Raw genomic sequence first — 3,715 nt, forward strand, 5'->3', positions numbered from 1 at the left:
ACGGGGCAGGAACCACAGGCTCAGCCGAGGATACCCGGCCTTCCCTGCGCGATGGTCTAACGGCTGCTCCGCGCTCTCCCTGGTGTACCGGGCTTGCTAGCCACCATCGCCCGCGTGATGCGAAGCATCATCGCGAACTTGACACCATCGTCGGGGTGTCAGGACAACACGGCTTGGCCGTCCGCGAGAGAACCGTTCGTCCGCGCTCCCAGATGAGAACGCTGCGACCCCTCGCGGCCACCGCTCCCCGCCTCCACGTCCGTGACGACCGCGGATCGCCCCTCTGCACGAGGCGGGATGGGTGGGAGAATAATTCTGATTTGGAGAAGAGTCAAGAGGGATTTTGAAAATCGGAAACTGCTGCATATGATGGGTTAGCGCGGTGGCCATAGACGCCGCCCTCGCCACCTCTCAAGCCGGAAGATAACCAGAGGAAAGCTCAGGCAGCGTAAACTAGCTCGCCTTCACAATCTTATCTGGCAATCGCGCATCTCTGGTAAACACGTTGAGTTCCGTCATCAGCCCGTCCCAAAACCCAGCCACTTCAATGAAGGCCAACTCTGCATCGACCTCCTTGTCTTTGTGAGTGATGCGAAGGCTCATAACAAGGTCACCAGGCTTTGCGAAACCCGCACCTTCTCGTCGAGCTGACCCGTCTCCGCCAACGCACAGTTAAGTGCATTGTCACCATAGCTCGGCCCTGGCGATCGGCGCTTCCTCCCAGATCATGGCAAGTCGCGGACGGCCTTGGCAGCGCGCAAGAGACGTCGTGACGGGGCCGGCGGATTCTCGAGCAGCGCCAGCACGCGGAGCGAGTCGCGCTCGGCCAGCGCGAGCCGCTCGGCCTCGGCGATATCGGCTTCAGCCTGAGGCAGGACCGTTCCAAGAATGTAGCCCGTGAGGTCCACGCGCTTGAGCGCCGCAGCACGGCTCAACGTCGCCCTGTCTTCGGGGCGCAGCCGCAATTCGACGCGGACGCTGTTTGAGAGATTGCGAGGCATGGATCAGTTCCTTGGGCATCGATATGCCATATGGATTGAATCCGTGCGAGTGTCAGATCATGAAGCGGATTGAGAGCTCGTAGGGCGGGTTAGCGAAAGCGTAACCCGCCGATTCGTCATCACGCGGCGGCGGATTACGCCTTCGGCTAATCCGACCTGCTTGCTACTCGCTAACCTCCTGCCCTGCCCCTCACCCGGATCGCATCTCGCGATGCGATCCAATCTCTCCCCGCGGAAGAGCGGGGAGTGGTGCCAACGAGACCGCGACGGCTCATCACAACTGCAGCCCCGGCGCAATCTCGCGCGCGACGTTGACCAGAGCGGCGATCAGCGGGGTCATCGGGTCGCGTTGCGGGATCACGAGGCCGATCGAGTAGTCGACGACGGGATCGACGATCGGGATGCTGCGCACCGTGTCCCTCAGCCCTAAGGTCTCCGCGAGCTTGGCCGGCATCACGCTGGCCCAGCGCCCGGTCTTTACGTGGGTGTAGAGCACGAGCAATGAATTGGACGTCAGCGTCGGCGTGACCTCGACGCCGACCGAGCGCAGGGCGCGGTCGATGATGCGGCGGTTCTGCATGTCCGGCGTCAGCAGGCAGAGCGGCACCTGGCCGACCTCCTTCCAGGTGACCTCCTCGCGATCGCCGAACATCGCGTCGGGCGCGGTCAGGAGCCGATAGCTCTCGTTGTAGAGCGGGATGGTGCGGACCTTTCCGATCGGCTCGTTCTCGATATAGGTCAGCCCGGCATCGACCTCGAGATTTTCCAACAGGCCGAGCACGTCGGCCGAGGTGCACGACACGATGCGGAAGCGTACGTCGGGATGACGGGCGCGGAACGGCGTCGTCAGGGACGCCACCATGCCGAGCACCGTCGGGATCGCGGCGATCCTGATCTCACCCGACAGCTTGTCCTTGAGCCCGTTGATCTCCTGGCGCATCGCGCGGATGTCGCCGACGATCCGCCGCGCCCAGTCCAGCACCCGCTCGCCCTCGGGCGTGAAACCCTGGAAGCGCGAGCCGCGCTGCACCAGCATCACGCCGAGAATTTCCTCGAGCTGCTTGATGCTGGTCGACATGGTCGGCTGAGTGACGCCGCAGGCTTCCGCCGCCCGACCGAAATGCCGCTCCTTTGCCAAGGCGAGCAAAAGTTCAAGCTTGTCGATCACAAGGACGGGACCTTTCAGGAAGACGCAGCGTTAACAACGAATATCACGGCCAACATCCGACAAACACGGCAAAACCGGCCCCGGGCGCCGATGTCGCAGCAATCGATCGGAAACTCAAATGGCCCAATGCTGTTTTGGCATTGATCGCGTTTCGCTATCGCAGCACGGGACTGCTTTATTGATATTTGGAGTGAATCCAATTCTCATCAAGGGGTCGACAAGGGGTCGATAAGTCACTGATCGAGCACGTGGATGAGACCGGAAAATTATCAGCCCTGGGACCAGGCCCTGGCCGGCGAAATCATCGCCGAGCACGCCCAACTGGAGGGTGCGGCGCTGCCGATGCTGCACGCTCTGCAGGAGGCGTTCGGCCACGTGCCGGAGCCCGCCATCCCCATGATCGCCGCCGCGCTCAACCTGTCGCGCGCCGAGGTCCATGGCGTGTTCACCTTCTACCACGACTTCCGCAAGGAGCCCGCCGGCCGCCACGTGCTGAAGCTGTGCCGCGCCGAGGCCTGCCAGGCCGCCGGTGGCGACGCGCTTGCCGCGCACGCGGAAGCACGGCTGGGCGTTGCCTGCGGCGGCACCACGGCGGACCTCCGCGTCACGCTGGAGCCGATCTATTGCCTCGGCCTGTGCGCGACCGCACCGTCGGCGATGCTCGACGGCCGCGTCGTCGGGCGGCTCGATGAACAGCGTCTCGACGCGCTGATCGCGGAGGCGCAGCGATGAAGATGCGGATTTTCGTTCCCCGCGATGCCGCCGCGATCGCGGTCGGCGCCGCCGATGTCGTCACCGCATTGGAACAGGTGGCCGCAAAGCGCGAGCTGCCGATCAACATCATCCGAAACGGATCGCGCGGGCTGTGCTGGCTGGAGCCGATGGTCGAGGTGGCGACCGTGAAAGGCCGCGTGGCCTATGGCCCGGTGACCGCGGCGGACGTGCCTTCGCTGTTCGAGGCGATGGCGTCCAATGGACCGCATCCGCTGCGGCTCGGTCCCGCCGACGAAATCCCCTGGCTGAAGCGGCAGACGCGGCTGACCTTCGCCCGCTGTGGCATCGTCGATCCACGCTCGGTGGAGGATTATCGCGCCCATGGCGGTTACAAGGGCCTTGCGCGCGCGCTGTCGCTGACGGCGGCCGGGATCCTCGCCGACGTCACCAGCTCCGGCCTGCGCGGCCGCGGCGGCGCCGGCTTTCCGACCGGCATCAAATGGAAGACGGTTGCGGACGCCACGGCCGACCGCAAATACGTCGTCTGCAACGCGGATGAAGGCGACAGCGGCACCTTCGCCGACCGCATGATCATGGAAGGCGATCCCTTCGTCCTGATCGAGGGGATGACGATCGCCGCCATCGCGGTCGGCGCGACAGAGGGCTACATCTACGTCCGCTCCGAATATCCGCATGCGGTTGCCGCGCTCGAGCGGGCCGTCGCGATGGCGCGGCGGCGAGGCCTGCTCGGCGAGCGGCTCGCCGGTTCGCCGCACAATTTCGAGCTGGAAGTGCGGGTCGGGGCCGGCGCCTATGTCTGCGGCGAGGAGAC

General features: G+C 64.7%; 4 protein-coding genes and 1 pseudogene. 2 read left to right on the forward strand and 3 right to left on the reverse strand.

The window, feature by feature from the left end; translation table 11 throughout:
* Positions 1 to 453: 453 nt before the first annotated feature.
* From JOY90_RS30950 to JOY90_RS30960, 3 genes are all read right to left on the reverse strand, one after another.
* The gene (locus tag JOY90_RS30950) at positions 454 to 603 is read right to left on the reverse strand and encodes a hypothetical protein (RefSeq protein ID WP_291694897.1); all 150 of its coding nucleotides are present in this window, start codon (positions 601 to 603) and stop codon (positions 454 to 456) included.
* A gap of 122 nt (positions 604 to 725) precedes the next feature.
* Complete coding sequence (locus JOY90_RS30955) at positions 726 to 1,001, reverse strand: DUF1778 domain-containing protein (RefSeq protein ID WP_291694898.1); 276 nt, start codon at positions 999 to 1,001, stop codon at positions 726 to 728.
* Positions 1,002 to 1,275: 274 nt separating this feature from the next.
* Positions 1,276 to 2,169: a LysR family transcriptional regulator gene (locus tag JOY90_RS30960; protein ID WP_291694899.1), complete on the reverse strand. Its 894-nt coding sequence runs from the start codon at positions 2,167 to 2,169 to the stop codon at positions 1,276 to 1,278.
* Positions 2,170 to 2,421: 252 nt separating this feature from the next.
* Between JOY90_RS30960 and JOY90_RS30965 the strand changes: the two genes are divergently transcribed.
* Positions 2,422 to 2,901: a formate dehydrogenase subunit gamma gene (locus JOY90_RS30965; RefSeq protein ID WP_291694900.1), complete on the forward strand. Its 480-nt coding sequence runs from the start codon at positions 2,422 to 2,424 to the stop codon at positions 2,899 to 2,901.
* A pseudogene (locus JOY90_RS30970) lies at positions 2,898 to 3,715 on the forward strand (formate dehydrogenase); the annotation flags it as partial. The gene JOY90_RS30965 and the pseudogene JOY90_RS30970, both read left to right, overlap by 4 nt.

Origin of the sequence: Bradyrhizobium sp. (assembly GCF_019242285.1) — a bacterium.
Taxonomy (GTDB): Bacteria; Pseudomonadota; Alphaproteobacteria; order Rhizobiales; family Xanthobacteraceae; genus Bradyrhizobium.

Coding starts and splice junctions, on each gene's coding strand:
- JOY90_RS30955 (WP_291694898.1), bottom strand. CDS start 1,001: ATGCCTCGCAATCTCTCAAACAGCGTCCGCGTCGAATTGCGGCTGCGC.
- JOY90_RS30950 (WP_291694897.1), bottom strand. CDS start 603: ATGAGCCTTCGCATCACTCACAAAGACAAGGAGGTCGATGCAGAGTTG.
- JOY90_RS30965 (WP_291694900.1), top strand. CDS start 2,422: ATGAGACCGGAAAATTATCAGCCCTGGGACCAGGCCCTGGCCGGCGAA.